This is a genomic window from Algorimicrobium echini (assembly GCF_900115185.1).
Classification (GTDB): domain Bacteria; phylum Bacteroidota; class Bacteroidia; order Flavobacteriales; family Flavobacteriaceae; genus Algorimicrobium; species Algorimicrobium echini.
On record NZ_FOVN01000002.1, the window covers coordinates 347915 to 366101 of the forward strand.

Annotated in this window: 21 protein-coding genes; 10 read left to right on the forward strand and 11 right to left on the reverse strand. The window is 33.0% G+C overall.

Annotated features, from left to right (window positions below; all coding sequences use genetic code 11):
• Positions 1–23: 23 nt before the first annotated feature.
• On the reverse strand, positions 24–710 hold the full coding sequence (locus tag BM239_RS07735) for an ABC transporter ATP-binding protein (protein WP_092207169.1): 687 nt from the start codon (positions 708–710) through the stop codon (positions 24–26).
• 27 nt (positions 711–737) lie between these two features.
• Between BM239_RS07735 and BM239_RS07740 the strand changes: the two genes are divergently transcribed.
• Positions 738–1487, forward strand: a complete 750-nt coding sequence (locus tag BM239_RS07740; protein ID WP_092207171.1) for an arylesterase — start codon at positions 738–740, stop codon at positions 1485–1487.
• A 99-nt stretch (positions 1488–1586) separates the two neighbouring features.
• On the opposite strand, the gene BM239_RS07745 is transcribed toward BM239_RS07740, so the two are convergent.
• From BM239_RS07745 to BM239_RS07765, 5 genes are all read right to left on the reverse strand, one after another.
• Positions 1587–2594: an LLM class flavin-dependent oxidoreductase gene (locus BM239_RS07745; protein WP_092207173.1), complete on the reverse strand. Its 1008-nt coding sequence runs from the start codon at positions 2592–2594 to the stop codon at positions 1587–1589.
• A 158-nt stretch (positions 2595–2752) separates the two neighbouring features.
• Positions 2753–3943 carry a CynX/NimT family MFS transporter gene (locus tag BM239_RS07750; RefSeq protein WP_092207175.1) on the reverse strand — a complete coding sequence of 397 codons (1191 nt, stop codon included), beginning with the start codon at positions 3941–3943 and terminating at the stop codon, positions 2753–2755.
• Positions 3944–3988: 45 nt separating this feature from the next.
• Complete coding sequence (locus BM239_RS07755) at positions 3989–4459, reverse strand: nucleoside deaminase (protein ID WP_092207177.1); 471 nt, start codon at positions 4457–4459, stop codon at positions 3989–3991.
• Positions 4460–4586: 127 nt separating this feature from the next.
• A complete protein-coding gene (locus BM239_RS07760) occupies positions 4587–5003 on the reverse strand; it encodes a c-type cytochrome (RefSeq protein WP_092207179.1) in 417 nt (138 codons plus the stop codon).
• 232 nt (positions 5004–5235) lie between these two features.
• Complete coding sequence (locus BM239_RS07765) at positions 5236–5685, reverse strand: KTSC domain-containing protein (RefSeq protein WP_092207181.1); 450 nt, start codon at positions 5683–5685, stop codon at positions 5236–5238.
• A gap of 155 nt (positions 5686–5840) precedes the next feature.
• Here BM239_RS07765 and BM239_RS07770 point away from each other — a divergent pair, with 155 nt between their 5' ends.
• From BM239_RS07770 to BM239_RS07805, 8 genes are all read left to right on the forward strand, one after another.
• Positions 5841–6278: a TlpA family protein disulfide reductase gene (locus tag BM239_RS07770; RefSeq protein ID WP_092207183.1), complete on the forward strand. Its 438-nt coding sequence runs from the start codon at positions 5841–5843 to the stop codon at positions 6276–6278.
• Between the two features lie 170 nt (positions 6279–6448).
• Entirely contained in the window at positions 6449–8371 is a 1923-nt protein-coding gene (locus tag BM239_RS07775; protein WP_092207185.1) for an SdrD B-like domain-containing protein, read from the forward strand.
• 419 nt (positions 8372–8790) lie between these two features.
• A complete protein-coding gene (locus BM239_RS07780; protein WP_092207187.1) occupies positions 8791–9525 on the forward strand; it encodes an SDR family oxidoreductase in 735 nt (244 codons plus the stop codon).
• A 12-nt stretch (positions 9526–9537) separates the two neighbouring features.
• On the forward strand, positions 9538–10923 hold the full coding sequence (locus BM239_RS07785) for an NAD-dependent succinate-semialdehyde dehydrogenase (protein WP_092207189.1): 1386 nt from the start codon (positions 9538–9540) through the stop codon (positions 10921–10923).
• A gap of 59 nt (positions 10924–10982) precedes the next feature.
• Complete coding sequence (locus BM239_RS07790) at positions 10983–11321, forward strand: cupin domain-containing protein (RefSeq protein ID WP_092207191.1); 339 nt, start codon at positions 10983–10985, stop codon at positions 11319–11321.
• A gap of 31 nt (positions 11322–11352) precedes the next feature.
• Positions 11353–12354: an NADP-dependent oxidoreductase gene (locus tag BM239_RS07795; protein WP_092207542.1), complete on the forward strand. Its 1002-nt coding sequence runs from the start codon at positions 11353–11355 to the stop codon at positions 12352–12354.
• A 247-nt stretch (positions 12355–12601) separates the two neighbouring features.
• Positions 12602–13171, forward strand: coding sequence for a Crp/Fnr family transcriptional regulator (locus BM239_RS07800; RefSeq protein ID WP_092207193.1), 570 nt, complete (start codon positions 12602–12604; stop codon positions 13169–13171).
• Positions 13172–13250: 79 nt separating this feature from the next.
• Entirely contained in the window at positions 13251–13991 is a 741-nt protein-coding gene (locus BM239_RS07805; RefSeq protein ID WP_092207195.1) for an acyl-CoA desaturase, read from the forward strand.
• Positions 13992–14039: 48 nt separating this feature from the next.
• On the opposite strand, the gene BM239_RS07810 is transcribed toward BM239_RS07805, so the two are convergent.
• From BM239_RS07810 to BM239_RS07830, 5 genes are all read right to left on the reverse strand, one after another.
• Positions 14040–14294: a cold-shock protein gene (locus tag BM239_RS07810; protein ID WP_092207197.1), complete on the reverse strand. Its 255-nt coding sequence runs from the start codon at positions 14292–14294 to the stop codon at positions 14040–14042.
• Positions 14295–14328: 34 nt separating this feature from the next.
• The gene (locus BM239_RS07815; protein WP_092207199.1) at positions 14329–15432 is read right to left on the reverse strand and encodes a fatty acid desaturase family protein; all 1104 of its coding nucleotides are present in this window, start codon (positions 15430–15432) and stop codon (positions 14329–14331) included.
• A 474-nt stretch (positions 15433–15906) separates the two neighbouring features.
• Positions 15907–16548, reverse strand: coding sequence for a dioxygenase family protein (locus BM239_RS07820; protein ID WP_177209001.1), 642 nt, complete (start codon positions 16546–16548; stop codon positions 15907–15909).
• Positions 16549–16720: 172 nt separating this feature from the next.
• On the reverse strand, positions 16721–17095 hold the full coding sequence (locus BM239_RS07825) for a hypothetical protein (protein WP_092207203.1): 375 nt from the start codon (positions 17093–17095) through the stop codon (positions 16721–16723).
• A gap of 110 nt (positions 17096–17205) precedes the next feature.
• The gene (locus BM239_RS07830; protein WP_092207205.1) at positions 17206–17598 is read right to left on the reverse strand and encodes an acyl-CoA thioesterase; all 393 of its coding nucleotides are present in this window, start codon (positions 17596–17598) and stop codon (positions 17206–17208) included.
• A 186-nt stretch (positions 17599–17784) separates the two neighbouring features.
• Between BM239_RS07830 and BM239_RS07835 the strand changes: the two genes are divergently transcribed.
• Entirely contained in the window at positions 17785–18186 is a 402-nt protein-coding gene (locus BM239_RS07835; RefSeq protein WP_092207207.1) for a glyoxalase, read from the forward strand.
• Position 18187 lies beyond the last annotated feature (1 nt).

Consider the following 18187-nt stretch of genomic DNA (forward strand, 5'->3'; position numbering starts at 1 on the left):
AGAGGTTTTATTGGAGTTGTTCACTATGCTGTAGTCAATTGATTGGTTACTATTTTTCCGCCTTTAAGTCTTAATATTTGTTGCGTCCGGTTGGCTAAATCCAAATCATGTGAAATTATGACTAGCGTTGTTCCGTTTTCCTTGTTTAAATCGAGTAATAATTGAATAACTTTTTCTCCAGTTTCATCGTCTAAATTCCCTGTTGGTTCATCTGCAAACAAAATTGTTGGAGCATTTGCAAAAGCACGTGCTAAAGCCACACGCTGCTGTTCGCCTCCAGACAATTGCGAGGGGTAATGATGAACACGATCTCCTAAACCTACTTTTTCTAATAAGGTCAAGCTTTTTTTAGTCGCCTCTTTTGACCCTTGTAATTCCAACGGCACACTTACATTTTCGAGTGCTGTAAGTGTTGGTAGTAATTGAAAGTTTTGGAAGATAAACCCAACTTCCTTATTGCGTAATTGGGCACGTTGATCTTCATTAAGCTTGCTTAAATCTTGTCCGCATAATTCTACCGTTCCAGCATTAGGTTGGTCTAAACCAGCACAAAGACCTAATAACGTTGTTTTACCACTTCCTGAAGGTCCAACTATGGAAAAGGTTTGTCCTTTTTCAACTTCAAAAGAAATATCGTGTAATACCGTTAATTGTTTGTTACCACTGGCATATGTCTTTTGTAAACCCGTAATCTTTAATATCTTTGACATAGAAATTTTTAATTTAAATAGCGACTCATGTCCACAGCCCAAAATAATCAATTGAATTCAGTTCTGCCAATGGTAAGTGCCTATAAACTCATAAAGTTTTGTTATTTTATTCTGGTAGGTATCACTCTTGTTTCTTGTGGTGATACCAAATCCGAAAATACAGTAGAAACACCATCAAGTGTTTCAAAAACTGAAGATACACTAGCAACAACAAGCAGTACCAAAACAATTTTATGCTTTGGTGATAGCATTACAGCAGGATATGGTTTGGATGACTCCAACGATGCTTATACAGCTGTATTACAACGCTATGTTGATTCGTTAAATTTAGATTATACCGTTATTAATTCTGGTGTTAGCGGTGAAACAACAGCTGGTGGTAAGAGCAGAATAGATTGGGTCATTAAACAAAAGCCATCAATTTTTCTATTAGAACTAGGTGCTAATGATGGGTTACGTGGCGTGGCATTGACCGAAACGAAATATAATTTACAAGCCATTATAGATGTCGTTAAAGAGCAAAGTCCTGAGACCACTATTATTTTGGCTGGTATGCAGTTACCTCCTAACATGGGACAAGACTACACAACAGAATTTAGACAGCTTTTTGTAGATATTGCTGAACAAAATAAAATAGCGTTTATTCCATTTATTTTGAAAGATGTTGGTGGAGTTGCGTCACTAAATCAGAATGATGGGATTCACCCAAATGTTGCTGGACATAAGGTAGTTGCAAATACGGTTTGGGAAACATTGGAACCTCTGATTGTCAATTAAATCAATGTTTATCAGTAAACTTCCTTTTTTTCGTTGCCCAAATGAAGCCATTATTTTCAATACTTTGGACGTCTGATTTTTTAAATTCATGAAAGGTGATTAGGCGTTCAGCTCCTTCATAATTTCCGAAAACAATTTATAAGAACGGATTCTGTCTTTCCCATCATAGATATTGGTAACAGCAATTAATTCATCGGCTTGCGTTTTTTCTATAAACTCTTTTACTTGCGTTTTGACCGTTGCTTTACTTCCAATAAAAGAATATTTCAACATTTGATGAATTTGAGGATGCTGCAGGATCTCTTCATATTCAGCCGTCATATCTGTAGGTGGTGGTACAAAATCCCGTTTCCCTGTAAATATACCTAAAATCATACGAATTAATGAGGTTGATAAACGCTGTGCTTCTTCATCTGTATCGGCTACAATAATGTTAACACCAGCCATAGTATAAGGTTCTTGTAACACTTTAGAAGGTTTAAATTCTTTTCTATAAATATCTAAAGCGTTCCATAAATGTGTTGTTGCAAAATGACTAGCAAAGGCATAAGGCAATCCTTTTTTAGCTGCTAAATACGCACTATCTGTACTAGACCCTAAAATATAAAATGGTACATCTACACCTTCAGCTACCGTTGCACGAACTTTAGATATTGCATTTTCAGTAGAAAAGTACTGTTCTAATTTCTCCAATTCATTAGGAAAAGAATGGGCTGCTTGCATAAAATCTGAACGGATGGCTTGTGCCGTTTCTCTGTCGGTTCCAGGTGCTCTCCCTAAACCTAAATCTATTCGGTTTGGATGAAGAGAGCCTAACGTTCCAAACTGTTCAGCTATAATTAATGGGGAATGATTAGGCAACATAATGCCTCCAGAACCTACACGAATGGTATTAGTGCCTTGAGCAACATAACCTATTAAAACAGCGGTTGCACTACTCCCTATATTTGGTGCATTATGATGTTCAGCTAGCCAATAGCGCGTATATCCATAGTTTTCTGCATTTTGAGCTAACTCTAAAGCATTATTATACGTTTGTTTGAGTGTATGATTTTTAGATACCAAAGCGAGGTCTAAAATTGAATATGCAGTTTGTTTTATTTTCATAGGAATTTAATTCGTTATGCGGGTTTCAATTAGAAAACATCAAATAACATACCAGCATTTAGTACCGCCTTTATGGCATATGATTTTAACACCACTTCCTTTGTTTGGCACTGTAGACAACTTGATTGTAAAAGAATGTGTGCGTACTGCAGTTTGCTTTAAACCTTATTATCCTTTCCAACACCAATACCCATTATTAGTTTTAAAATAGCAACGAAAACCAATAAAAGTAATGCATAATTCCAAGTTTGGGTAATTTCAAAAATCGCACCAACAACAAAAGGTCCTGTAGCTGCAATAAAGTAACCTATGGATTGTACAATACCCGATAATTCAGCAGCCGTTTCAGCATCATGAGCCCGTAAAACAATTAATAATAAAGCGAGTCCAAAAGTACCTCCCAATACCAACCCAAGGATGCCTACCCAGAATTCTGTAAAACCTATTGAAGGAAACAAGAGTGCAATTAAGGCAATAATTTCAATAAGAATTAATAAGATAATGACCAAGCGTTGATCTTTTAGAGAACCTGCCCATACAGGAACTAAAATAGCACCCACAATACCTGTAGCTTGAGATAAGGAAAGCATCCAACCTGCGTAGGACGCTTGATAACCACGATCTATAAGGATGGCTGGTAGCCATGCTAAAACTACATAAAACATAAATGATTGCAGTCCCATATACAGTGCTAATTTCCAAACTAATTTGGAACCACTTAATTTTTTTATAGCCACTTTAAAACTTCTACTGGGTACTGTACGATTTATGTGTTTCAAGTTTGGAATCCATAATATAATAGCTACTACAGCCAATAGAGACCAAATGCTTAAAGCTCCTTGCCAACCTAAATTTAAATTTACCGCCAAAGGCACGCTTAATCCTGCAGCTAAAGCTGCACCAAGGGACATAACACCTGTATATAAGCTGGTAACAAGTCCAGCTTTATGTGGGAAATTTCTTTTTGTTAGTGCTGGAATTAAAACGTTTCCAAAAGCAATGGCAATCCCTAACAAAATGGTACCCAAGTACAATTCGAATACACCTCCCAAGGAACGAATAATAATTCCTATTGCCAATACTATTAACGCACCTAAAAGTGTATTTCCAATACCGAAATGCTTGGTAAATAAAGCTGTTATAGTCGAAACGACTCCAAAAGCAATTAAGGGTAATGTGGTTAATAAACCTAATAGGGTTTCAGAAAGTCCAAGGTCATGTTGGATTATGTCTATTAAAGGCCCAATACTTGATAATGCAGGTCTTAAGTTAACGGCTATCAATAGAACACCAATGATTAGCCATATTTGGGAAACACTATTTAATCCATTCTCATTTCGTTCTTTCATAATCAATAACGTACACAGATTAGGCTAATCATTGATAGCTAAATGCTAATATTCTGTTTTATCCACTTTTTTTGTCCATTCTTGAAATGGTTCTAGAGCTATATCTCGTGCTAGTTGTTCAAATGGAATACTGCGTTCTGAATAAGGTAATGGAATTTCTTTATAGATAAATTCATCATCAAAGCCAATATTAGCAGCATCATTTTGATTGCTACCATAGTACACTTTATCAGGTCTTGCCCAATAAATAGCACCTAAACACATTGGGCAAGGCTCACAAGAAGTATAAATTTCGCAACCATCTAATTGAAATGAATTTAAGTTTTTACAGGCATCTCTTATGGCAGTTACTTCGGCATGAGCTGTTGGATCATTTGTAGAGGTTACTTTATTATTTCCCTTTCCAACAATTTTGCCATCTTTAACAATTACGCAGCCAAACGGTCCACCTTCATTATTATGCATTCCCTTTAAAGCTGCATTAACAGCTTCTTTCATAAAGTGTTCTTTAGACATTTTAGTTTATTTTTCGGGAAAAGTACAAATCATTTGAAATTTTATTACTGAAAAAAACGGTTATTTTTCAACAGTGCAATCCTAGCTTAAAATTACAGCATTAAACCTTGTACCGATTAAGAAATAACTATTTATTTTTTACCAATTCGTCTACATGCATCATATATGTGGCGATGGCATTTAATTCTTCATCTGTTATTTTTTTCAAGAAGCCATCAATATTATTTTGCATTATAGCCACTTCGTTAGCACTTACATTAAGGATTGGTTTGGAATTACCTTTTAGAAAGGAAACGATATCTGCATTATTTTCTTTATAAACCTTCATGATTTCAATAACAGAAGGCGCTTTATAATAGGTTTCAATGGCATGGCAGGTGACACAGGTTTTTTCTGAAAACAAACGATTTCCTAGAAATATTTTAGAATCATAACTTAACTCTGCTCGTTTTGGGACAGCATTGTTTATTGATTCTTCAACTTTTTTATCGGACTTACAACTATGCCAAACGAGAATTAATAAAAGAAGTGATATGATACGCATACTATAGCTTTTTTTAGTTAATAGGAAACTAAAAATAAAACATATTGAGCAGAAAAATCATGACTTTTATCAGTTAAAAAAAACGATAAAAACCTACAATACAAATGATTAAAAACGTGGTTTGAATTGGTAAACTCATCAATCAAAATTTAAATTGAATAGTATAAATCATTTAATATTCATTGTAATAATTCTGTTGTATTTTATAGATACATGAAATACAAGCCAAACATTATGCATTTTCGTGAATGCGCTTGGTCATTCGGTATGTGTAATTTGGATAGATATTACGTTTCGCAAAGCGATTTAATTTATCACTATTAATCATTTTAATATAAACCTGCTTGGTAACACCAAAGTACTCGTAAGACGATCCGTCTTGAAAGAAAATTTCTAATAACAAGCCTTTATGTGTATAGTCTGCAATACCAGAATTGGTAATAGTTTCGGTATAACTTTCTAAATTAGCTGCAATAGTTTTTGGAGCAATACTTACCAAAAAATGGTAACCATCAATAATTTTTCGACTTTTAATTTCGGCTTCTTCTTGACGCTCGTCTCCATCTTGAAACTTGTCCGGATGCCATTCTTTAACCAAATCACGATAGCTTTTTTTTAAAGTCTTTAAATCAACTTCCTTTTCTACTCCAAAGAGTTTCTTATATTCGTTTATGCGCTTCATACCAAATTTATTTAAGGGCGCAAAAGTACGTGTAAATAGCACATAAACAACATTAATAGTTAAATAATGTTTGGTTGGTTTTTAATGCAATTAAATTTGTGATTAATGACGTACCCATAAGTAAATTCCGTTATCTTTAAAAATCTTACTGAAATATGACTTCAAAAATCCATTCCATTCATGTTAAAGATTTAGAAGGTGTTGTTGTTGATTTAATATCGAGGTACAACAACAAAATCTTACTGCTAATTATTTATAATAATGACTGTTTAGGATGTACAGGACGCGCTATTCCTCTTGCCTACGAATTTCAAACAAAATACTCTAGTATTCAAGTAATTGGTATTCATGCCGATTTTAAGAATCGAGAAGGAACTAAAACATCTATAACACGTATTTTTAGAAATGGCCAAATTCCTTTTCCAATTTACATAGACGAACATCATAGAGTCTATGATCAATTCAAAGCAGAAGGAACTCCGCAATGGGTATTAATTACAGAAAATGGTGTCTTATTCCGTTCCTTTTTTGGGTCGCAAGCTAATGCTCAAAACAGGCTCTACTACGCTATTGAAGCGCTTATAAATAATTAAAAACGCGGCTACATTTTTCATTAACTTTAAGTTATGGTTAAAACCAAGTAAGAATTGTGCCTGAAATTTTAAATCCTAAACCTTTAATACATTTAATACATTTAGTGTGGTATAATTTATATAAAAGTTATATTTGACCCCAATTTTAATAACCCCAAATTTTTAAACACATGAAAAAAATTACGTTTACAATTTTTACAATTTGCTTATGTATAACAGAGTTTGCTTTAGCGCAAACGGTTATCCATGTTCCAACAGATCAATCTACTATTCAAGCTGCGGTAAATGCCGCATCCAATAATGATATAATAGTTGTTGCTAATGGTACTTATAACGAAAGTATTAATCTTGCTATGGGACCAAATGGTATTTCTATTCAAGCAGAAAATGCAGGTAATGCAACCATTAATGGTAATTCGGCACCAGCTTTTTTTGCGGCTGGACATACCGGAAATATTACAATCTCTGGGTTTACCTTAACCTCTTCTTTAAACTCTAATAGTCAAGGTATTATTCATATGTCCAATGTATTGGGTCATATATCCGTAATTGGTAACGCGTTTTCAGCAGATAATACAAACGGAATCTATCTGAACTCTAATAGTACTACAGAATTGAGTACCTCTATTTTAAATAATAGTTTTGGTAATTTCGGCAATGACGACCTGATAAAAATTGGTGTAGGTGAAAATGGTATTGGTGGAGATGCTAATATTCTTATTGATAATAACTCAAACACAGGAACATTAGAAGATGATGCAATAGAGGTTGCTTTTGAAAATAACAATAGCCATGCAACTTTGGTAATTACCAATAATAGTTTTAGCAACTGGCTTGGATCTGGTAGCGGTATAGATGTACACCTTGGAAATGGTAGTCCAGCAGCTGCTAATTTAGAAGCTCGCTTTACCATTACTGGAAACACGTTAACCAATGTAGATGGTGATGCACTTTTAATTAATTTAGATGGTATTAATAACACCCTTTATGGAACCATATCAAATAACACCATTATAGGTGATAATTTAAACACCAGTAATGGTATGTTTATAGATGGTGACAGTACATCCAATGGTGTGCAAGCAACCTTAACAATTGATAACAACACGATATCTGGTATCATAAACAACGGTATTTATATTAGACCGTTTTGCGATGATGTTTCAACAGACGTTTGGAATTTAGTTATTAATAATAATACTATAGATAATCCAAATTCCGACAATTCACCTGCTGATATGAGTCAAGCCGGAATTTTAATTACAGATTCATCAGGTGTTGATGATGAAAATTATATTATTAATGCTGAAATAACAAACAATACCATTACCAATCTTAATGGTGTTACAGATTGTATTATTATTGCAAGACCTACAACAACTCTAGAAGCTACAGCTGTCATAAATTATGCTGCATCAGGAAACTCGTGCGCACCAACTTTAGTAGGAAATCCTACAAGTACAGCAGACCCTGTTTCAAACAGCCTTGATTTGTTTGAAATTGGCAATTTAGTCTGGAATGACTTGGACGGTAACGGCATTAAGGATTCAGGTGAAACTGGTGTAGAAGGTGTAACAATTCGTATTACAGGAAATGGCTTTTTAGGATCTACAACATCTAATGCTAATGGCATTTACACCTTACCTGCTTTAACACCAGGAACGTATACCTTAACTGCAGTACCGACCTTAAACTTACCAGATATTAGTATTCAAAATGCAGGTGGAGATACCACAGTAGATAGTGATTTTGATCCTATAACCAAAACTGTCAATGTGACGCTAACAGCAGGTGGTTCAAGCAATTTAGATATTGATTTAGGTATTTATGATAGTTCAACATTAGGTTTAACCAAAGTTAATTTTGATGCGGTTAGTTTCTATCCAAATCCGGTTTCTAACTTTTTAACAATTAATACCCAATTAACAGATTATAAGTATACCATCTACTCTGTACAAGGGCAACTGATTACTTCTAAAGCATCCAATAATCAAATGCAACGCATAAATTTCAATAATTTTGCTACAGGCGTTTATGTTTTGATTATTAATACTAATGAAAAATCTTATTCCTATAAAGTGATTAAAAAGTAACCTACTTATTAATCAACCCTTTTACAACATTAGCTTGCCGAATCATCACTTTTTCACAATGGTGTCATGATTTAGCAAGCTAATATTGTTTTTACTAATGCACGAATTTACTACCAAATTATAATTTTGGATGCCCAAATGCTATTTTCTCTTGAAGTTGGTTATTCCTTAATTGTGTTTTTTCTTCAGAAATTTAAATAATGAGTCGCCTTAATTAAAGGCCAAGACAAATTCTTGTTTCTCCTATTGTAGCAGGAAAACTTATTCTAATAAGTTTGGTTTAAAATCTTAAATATTCCAAAAACATCTGTAATTACTATCATTACATTTTTTGTATTGCGTTAAAGATAAATCTATTAGAGACTGTCTGATACATTTATAATATTGATATTCCAGAAAATCTAAAAAATTCTAAAACTATGAAAAACAATGTCATTATAATTACTGGAGCTTCAAGTGGAATTGGAAAAGCTACAGCAAAACTATTAGCTAAAAAAGGCGCTAAAGTGGTGCTTACTGCAAGAAGCACAGATAAATTAAACAGTTTAAAAAAAGAAATTGAAGATAGCCAAGGCGAAGCATATGTTGTAACTGCAGATGTTACCGATAAAAAAGCATTTGAAACTGTGGTGACTAAAACACTAGAAAAATATGGAACCATTAATTCTTTAATTAACAATGCAGGTTTAATGCCCTTATCATTTGTTGAAAAATTAAAAACTGATGAATGGAATACCATGGTAGACGTCAACATTAAAGGTGTTTTAAATGGTGTGTCTGCTGTACTCCCTACCCTAATTAAAAAAAAAGGCGGCAACATCATTAATATTTCTTCTATGGCTGCAAATCGTTATTTCCCAGGAGGTGCGGTTTACTGCGCTACAAAATCTGCTGTTAAAATGTTTTCAGAAGGTCTTCGACAAGAATTAGCACCAAAATACGGTATTAATGTAACGTCTATTGAGCCTGGAGCTGTAGATACGAATTTAACTGATACCATTACCGATGAAGACATTAAAGAGAAAATGTCTGCCATGCAGAACATGACAACCTTAGAGGCCGATGATATTGCCAACGCTATTTACTACGCTTTATCACAACCTAATCGTGTAAATATTAACGATGTCTATATCGTGCCAAGTGAACAACAATAAAAAAGAAAAACTATGAAAACAGAAACCTTTAAAACTATAAATCCAACGAATGGCAAAACTTTAGAAACCTATCAGTATATGTCGGATTCTGAAATAGAAAATACCATTCAAAAATCGCATAACGCCTTTAAAGAATGGCGTTTAAAATCTTTTGATGAACGCGGAGAAATTATCCAATCCATTGGTGTAGAACTGAAAAATCAAAAATCAGAACTAGCACAACTCATGACAGACGAAATGGGTAAACTCCTAAAGCAAAGTCATCAGGAAGTAAAACTTTGTGCTGCTATTTGTGATTATTGCGCCTCAACTGCTGCCAAAAATTTAAAAGAAGAAAAACGTCAATTGTCAAACGGTGGCACAGGACTTATTACCTACGCACCCATTGGTATTATTTACGGAATTCAACCATGGAATTACCCAAGCTATCAAGTTATTCGTTATGCCATTACCAACTTGATGGCTGGGAATAGCGTTCTATTAAAACATGCTGGAAATGTTACTGGAACCGCTAAAAAATTAGAAGCTATTTTTAAAGCAGCTGGGTTGCCAGACGGTTTATTTAGTGTTTTGGTTATCAACCACGACCAATCGGATACTATAATTGAACATAAATTGGTTCGTGGTGTCACGCTTACTGGAAGCCCAAATGCTGGAAAAGTAATTGGTAAGAAAGCAGGAGAACACCTAAAAAAGACCGTTTTAGAATTGGGAAGTAATGATGCATACATCATTTTAGAAGATGCCGATTTAGAGTTAGCAGTTAAAAAATCTGTACAAGGACGTATTTATAATAATGGTGAAACCTGCATAGCTGCCAAACGATTTATAGCTGTAGAGGCAGTTTACAATCAATTTAAAGACGCTTTTGTTAAAGCCATGAGCCAACTTAAATTAGGAAATCCAAATGATGAAAACACCGAATTAGGACCAATGGCTCGTGAAGATTTACGTGAAAAAATTCATAAACAAGTAACGGAAAGTGTTGAAAAAGGCGCTGAAATTCTGTGTGGCGGAAAGCCCGAGGATGGTGAAGGTTATTTTTACCCTGCAACGGTTTTAGGCAACGTAAAACCCGGACAACCAGCTTATAGTGATGAACTTTTTGGACCAGTAGCATCGCTTATTAAAGCAAAAGATGAAGAAGACGCCATGCGCATAGCCAATGATAGCCGTTTTGGTTTAGGTGGTGGTATTTTTTCAAAAGATGTATCGCGTGCCACCAAATTAGCCAACCTACATTTTGACACTGGTATGGTATTTATTAATTCCTTCGGATTAGCGGAACCCAACATGCCTTTTGGTGGTGTAAAAGACTCTGGTTATGGCCGCGAACATGGCGGTTTTGGCATGCGGGAATTTGTTAATGTGAAATCTATTTTAATCAGTAACGAATAAATTTAATATCGAGTTATAAGACTCTAACTTATTAACTTAAATCAAAAAAAAATACAATTATGAAAATAGCATCAATAACCAAAAATATAGTTTACAATCCTGATAAACCTGCCATTAGTATCCTTTTAGAGAGCAATTATTCCAAAGAAATTAGAATTGCTATGCGTAAAACGCAAGTTATGAAAGAGCACAAAGCGCCAGCTCCTATTGTTATTTCTATTTTTGAAGGTGAGATAGAATTTGGTGTACAAGGACAAAAGCTTTACCTTAAAAAAGGTGATTTAATAGCTTTAGATGCCAATGAGCCGCACGATTTAAAATGTCTTGAAGATTGCATCATAAGATTATCACTTACAAAACATGATTCTGTAGAACGCGTTAATCAAGTTGTTAGCTAAATTAAAACGTTTAAATTATAATATTTTAAAGATGAAAATACAAACCATATTATTAAAAAATAGACCAAAAGGAAAGCCTAGTACATCTGATTTTGAGCTTATTAATGAAGATATTGATGAATCACTAAAAAATGGTCAAATACTTTTGGAAACAACCTTTATTTCCGTTGATCCCTATCTTCGTGGTCGTATGCGAGATGAGAAATCCTATGTTCCACCTTTTGAACTAAATAAACCTGTTAGCTCTGGAATAATAGCTAAAGTTGTTGATTCTAAAAATGACAAATTTTCAATAGATGATTACGTTTCGGGTCGGTTGGATTGGAAAACACATCAAATTTCAAATGGTGAAGGCTTATTAAAAGTGGATGCTCAAAAAGCCCCTTTAAGTGCTTATTTAGGAATTTTAGGAATGACTGGTTTAACTGCCTACTGTGGACTTACCCAAATTGGAAAACCCAAAGCAGGCGAAACATTAGTTGTTTCTGGTGCAGCAGGAGCAGTTGGATCGGTAGTTGGTCAAATAGGTAAAATTCTAGGTTTAACTGTTATTGGAATTGCTGGTTCAGACGAAAAGATTGATCTTTTAAAATCTAAATTTGGTTTCGACCAAGGCATTAATTACAACACGACTGATGATATGAAAACAGCCTTATCCATAGCCGCACCCAATGGTGTGGATATTTATTTTGATAACGTAGGTGGTCCTATATCAGAAGCAATACTATTTCATATAAACACGTTTGCTCGCATCATTAATTGTGGAGCCATTTCTGTTTATAATGATACAGAGTTACCAAAAAGTATAAGTGTTCAACCCTTCTTAATTAAAAATAGTGCGCTTATGCAAGGTTTTATTGTTTCTAACTATGAAGATACATTTCCTGAAGCTATGAAACAATTATCGGAATGGTTAGCGAAAGAAAAACTAACGTATTCAGAAACCATAGTAAATGGATTTGAAAATACTCCTAAAGCATTTATCAACTTATTTGATGGTAAGAATAAGGGTAAAATGGTTGTTGAAGTTTAAAGTTAAACATGTATTATTAATAGGGTTATTCTAGCTGGATAACCCTGTTTTTTTTTAATATAAATAGTCTCCGTTCTCAAATTTAATTTAACATAAATATGCTTAAAACTGTTTAGCTAATTAAGCCAAATCAACAATTGAAATATCAAGGCTTCTTACGATAAAATCCATTGAATATTTGACGACCATAAAAAAAATGAGTATTTAAAATTAGCTATCTTCGCAACCTAAAAAACGACTAAAATACGTGCAACAAATTAAAACCTATCTGGAAGAAATAGCAACTATATCAGATACTGATTGGACATTCTTTACATCTAAACTCGTACGCAGAATAATTCCCAAAAAAGACATTTTTTTAAAACTACATGATATTGAAAATCATATTTCATTTATTGAATCTGGAGTTGTTCGCCTATTTATTCCTAAAGACAATCCCGAAAAAGAAATAACCTTTGGCTTTAGTTTTACCAATCAATTTGTAAGTGCTTACGATTCGTTTTTAACACAAACACCGTCTGCTTATGAACTACAAGCCTTAACAAAAACAACGCTTTTAAGTATCAGTTATTCTGATTTGCAAGCGGTTTATAAAACCACACAAATAGGAAATTTAATTGGTAGACTTACCGCTGAACGCTTGTTTTTAATAAAGTCTAAACGGGAACAACATCTATTAAATTTAACAGCAGAAGAACGCTATTTAAAGTTATTTAAAGAGCGTCCAGAACTGTTAAAAATTATACCACTAAAATACATTAGTTCGTATATAGGTGTAACACCACAAGCTTTAAGCCGTATACGAAAACGCTTGTAAATAATTTTAAAGTATAATTTAATTGATTTAGGTTCATTGTTTGCCGTTAAATGAGAAATTATCTTTGTAAAAAAAAGATATGACAATCATTTTATTTGTAATTGTGCTTTGGTATGGAGGCTTATTTTTTCAGTCATTCTTTTTACATCGCTATGCAGCGCATCAGGTTTTTACCATGTCTAAACCTATGGAGCGTATCACGTTTATTTTAACATGGATTTTTCAAGGATCCAGCTATTTAAGTGCCTATGGCTATGGTATCATGCACCGCATGCATCATGCCTATACAGATACAGAGCACGACCCACACTCCCCTTCTTACGATGCTAATTTGTTTGCTATGATGTGGAAAACAAAAACAATATATCAAGATATTAACCAAGAACGCATACCTGTAGATGCACGTTTTACTAAAAACGTACCGCAATGGAAAGTTTTTGATAATTTTGCAAGTTCTCGTTTTTCTCGACTTCTTTGGATTGGTTTATATATAGCGTTTTTTTCTGTTTTTGCTACTGCTTGGTGGCAGTGGTTGTTCTTACCAATAACATTTTTAATGGCACCCATTCATGGTGTTATTATTAATTGGTTTGGTCATATTTATGGTTACGTGAATTTTAAAATGAAAAACACCAGTAAGAATCTTTTTCGATTTGATTTTTTAATGATGGGTGAAGGATATCATAACAACCATCATAAGTATGCTAGCCGCCCAAATTTTGGAGTAAAATGGTATGAAATTGATGTCACTTATTTAATTATTAAAGTTTTAGATGCTGTTGGAATAATTCAATTAAAACCAATTCCAGTTAAAAATTAGCATAAAAAAACCATCAGATATTGATGGTTATGTAAACAAATTTAAAATTTATTTATTTTTTTTAATCCGACGGACTTCCGTCGCTATTAAGCCTCTATCGCTCTTTTCAATTTGAAAAGTTACTTTATCGGACTTTCTAATCTTATCAATAAGATTGGATTTATGAACAAAAATTTCTTCTTCAGAATCATTGCTGGTAATAAAACCAAACCCTTTGGTTCTATTAAAAAATTTCACAGTACCCTCTTTAGTTGCTACTGTTTTATTGGCATTCATTAATTTGTTTATCAATCTTTTTAACATCTCTATTCTATTTTATAGGCCGCATTTAGTATTGTTAGGCAGCTGTACTACTTAATATTTCATTTCTTCCTAATGAACGAAGCATTCTCGTATGATCTATTATAGCATGCAAGATACTTTTTTTAACGTGGTATGTCATTCCAAATTCTTTAGCGGTTTGAGAAACAATTGGGCTTAACACCTTGTAATGCACATGGCAAATATCTGGAAGCACATGGTGTTCAACCTGATAATTTAAACCTCCTATAAGCCAAAATAACAGCTTACTTTTGGGTGCAAAATTGCTTGTAGTTGCAAATTGATGACGATACCACTCATTAGTCATCATACCTTCGTCATTTGGTAACGGAAAATCTGTAGCTGGCATTATATGCGCTATTTGAAATACAACACTAACCATGATCCCGGTTACCAGATGCATACTTAAAAAGCCTAATAAAATCAGCCACCAAGGCAAAGGTACCATAATCATAGGTAATACCAAAGCATAGGAATAGTAAAAAAGTTTCCAAGATATCATCTTTACGATTTCTGTCTGAAAATTTTGATTTTGATTTAAAAGCCCGAGGTTTTTATATCGTTTTAAACGAACAAAATCTTTTGCCGTAATCCAAAATAAAGTAGAAATTCCATAAAAAAACCAAATATAAATATGTTGATATTTTTGCGACTTGTGGTGTGTGTCATTAGGTGAAAATCGTAAGAAAAAAGGTGTGTTAATATCATCGTCCGCATGATCTATATTAGTAAAGGTATGATGCAATACATTATGTTGAATTTTCCAAATTGTTGAATTGGCTCCAATCATATTGAACGTATAACCTAACAATTTATTAATAGTTTTGTTTTTGGAATAGGAACCATGTATGGCGTCATGCATGACTCCCATACCTATTCCTGACATACCAAAACCACATATAATATAGAGCGTAAAAAGCAACCAGGTACTTGAAACCAAACCAGTGGAAAGCAAAATTAGTGGCATAAAAAATAAGGACATCATAACAATAGTTTTAACAACCATGGTTGTATTTGCCTTTTTACTAATATTTTTCGTTTTAAAATGTAGATTGACTCTTCGGCGTAACGTTTTTGAAAAATCGTTATCAGCAATTCGTGAAAACTTTGGATTTTCCATGAAACTTATAAATGATTTGGTATTATAATAACTTCAAAAGTATGCGTTTTGCAACTTTTGTAAAGAAATGAAGAAAGTAAAGAATTAATTAAGATGGCATATCTTAAAAAAGAAGACTGTCTAAATAATTTATGCTGTAAAGATACAGCTTGTAAATTAAAGGTAGTACAAGTATTTGTTAAAGTATTACTGTTTTAAAGTAAAGTGTCCCCTCTTTTGTCCGCCAGTGCGCAACTCCATAAGAAACCAATAGTCGTTTTTAGGTATATATTTCCTGGTAATAGAGAAATTAACAATCCAAACTTTAAATTGTTAATCGGCAATTAGTATAAAAATATAGGTGTCACAATATCACAGCTTTTAACTATTAATGTCTAATCATTACAGTAAGGAGTATGAAAAATATAACAAATCAACAGAATTTAGTTGTTAAAATACAATGCTTTTCAACTATTTAAAGCATTTAATATTATATTACAGACTTTCACTTTGGGCTTCCAAAACAATATTTTTAGTAGCTATTTGTATATCGCCTTCTGTTTTCAACTCTAAAATACTATCTATATTTTTACGCTTTAAACGTTTTCTACAGAGTTTGGTTATTAAGGGATCGTTTTCAAACATCATTCTATAAAGGGCATATTCTTGTTTACCAGGCTCTTTAATCATGGCGTGAATATGCATAGGTTGTAACTCATGTGGATAAGTTAGTGGCTTATTTGTAGAACCAGGAATATATGTGTTTATTGTATACTTGCCGTTTTCATCAGTTTTAACCCATAACCTATTTTTTACATATACTTTTTCCGAATTTGTAATAACTGTGTATTCACCATTCTGGTCTGCTTGTTGGATAAAAATTATAACATCTTTAGCTGGTGTCATACCATCTGGTAAAAATACAGTTCCCGAAATTTTAAGTTTTTGGGATTGTGAATTGTAATCCACCATGGTTTCTTCAGACGACAGGGAAGCTTCTTCAAAATCATAAAATGGATTTTGGTTTTTAATAAGGTGAGAAACTTCGTCGCAATACTTTGTTTTTTGTTCTGTATTTTGAGCAGAAATGATACTGGAAATGCCAATTACAAGCACGTATGTTATTAAATTTTTCATGAGACAAAACATTGATAATTAGTTCAAAATTAAGCAACTATATCACTTTGCTCCTAAAAAATCTTATGAACGTAACATATTTACGTTAAAAGGGATTTACATCATATTAACGTACAATTTTATCGGTAACTGACTTACCCAAATTTGTAAATTAAGGACTGTTAATTTGTCTTTATTTTTTTTTATCCATGTCCAATTCCTCTAACGGCTGAATTCTTGGTTTAATTTGTTTATACAGTTCCAGCTGTGGTCTAGTTAAAATATTGTCCATTTCAGCTGTTTCACGAGCTTGTAACGTGTATAACATTTCAAGCATTTTTCGGCCTTGAAATTCTTTTTTTATTTTTTCTGAACGAATTAAAAATTCTTCAACCTTATTTTCAAACATACCAATTTGTTCCCCATTCAGAGCGAGTTCTTTGCTGTACGTTTGGGTTAATTCTTTAGCCTGTTCATCAAGTGCTTGGTTGTTTTTCTGCAACATTGGATCTTGAGCAAAAACGTTTATGCTTAAAAATAATGTTAATAATAATGGAAGTAATTTCATGGTTTTAGTTTTCTTTTAAAATACAAAACTAAACAACTCATGTCAAGCACTTTATGACTTTTATAACATAGTAAATTAATGTTTTTAAGACTTTTTTATAAAGAAAAACGTTATTGATTATTTAAACGGTCTTTAACGAACTCAACTTTAGTTTTACCATGTGGCTTGGGTTTTCCTTGATCATCAAGATTAACCATAATTATATTATCAACAGTTAAAATGGTTTCACGTGTCATTTTATTTCGCGCTTCACATTTTAATGTAATAGAGCTGGTTCCAAATTTAGTAACCTCCATCCCTACCTCTACAATATCGCCTTGTTTAGCTGAACTCATAAAATTTATTTCGGAAATATATTTCGTAACAATTTTAGGGTTTTCTAACTGAACAACAGTATATAAAGCAGCTTCTTCGTCTATCCAAGCTAACAAACGACCACCAAACAATGTCCCATTTGGATTTAAATCTTCTGGTTTTACCCATTTTCGTGAATGAAATCTCATATGCTATCTATCTAAAATTTGTATAATTCAAAGATACAGGTATTTAAAATCTTACAATTAATAATGCCTAATAAACATTTTATTGACTGATAGTTTTTTCTTATTTGTTAATAAACCTGTTGATATTCCTTGACTAGATTATATTTTAAGGATGATAGAATTCATAAATTTATTAAAACTAATATCATGAACCGAACTGAACAACTTTTAGCCTGTAGACCCAAAATTTCATCAGCTAAATTCCATGATGGTATGAGTACTGACGAACGTTTTCAAAACGCAACCTTAAGGCCCATAATTAAATTTCAAAACGATTTATTAATTGAAGTTTTTAAAAATTATGCCCATAAGCATAAAGGTGCTTTTTATGATTTGACTGTGGAAAAGCAAATTGATTATATTGAAAATGCCATTCAAAAAGATATTAAGTTCAGAAACGCCTTGAAAGGTATCATTATTGGTCAGTTTACCGTTGATGAGTATCAGTTTTACATTACCAATTCATCTGCTTTAAATAAACGGATGATGAACATTGTTAAAGAACGATTAATTAGTAATATTCAATTATTTGAACCTTTGGTGGCTTAAT